We start from the raw sequence: 405 nt of genomic DNA, 5'->3' as shown, positions 1-405 counted from the left end.
GGAAGTACGATTAGGGGAGTTAGACTTACTTGAACAAATCCTAAGCCCCTCAAATCTGAACTTAGCTTATAAACGAGTTAAGTCAAATAAAGGGAGTCATGGAATAGACAAGATGTCTACAGATAAAATGCTAGAGTGGTTTTTAGTTCATAAAGAGTCACTACTGAATTCCTTAGCAAGAGGAAAATATAAACCACAAGGAGTGCGCAGAGTAGAAATTCCAAAAGAAGGCGGAAAAGTACGACTTTTAGGAATCCCAACAGTTATTGACAGAGTAGTACAGCAAAGTATCGCACAAGTATTATCAGAGATTTATGAGCGAGATTTCCATAAGAGTAGCCATGGGTTTAGACCGCAAAAAGGTTGTTATACAGCGCTGAAAGAGGCAAAGAGACATCTAAATGA

General features: G+C 38.3%; 1 protein-coding gene. It reads left to right on the top strand.

Translation table 11 applies throughout. The annotated features are described in order from the left end of the window. Positions 1 to 405: reverse transcriptase domain-containing protein (locus GJV77_RS14710; RefSeq protein WP_262885841.1), on the top strand; the 405-nt coding region annotated here is incomplete at both ends.

The sequence above is a fragment of the Myroides pelagicus genome (assembly GCF_009711055.1).
In the GTDB taxonomy this organism is placed as follows: Bacteria; Bacteroidota; Bacteroidia; order Flavobacteriales; family Flavobacteriaceae; genus Flavobacterium; species Flavobacterium pelagicum.
This window is presented reverse-complemented; position numbering and strand designations above follow the sequence as displayed.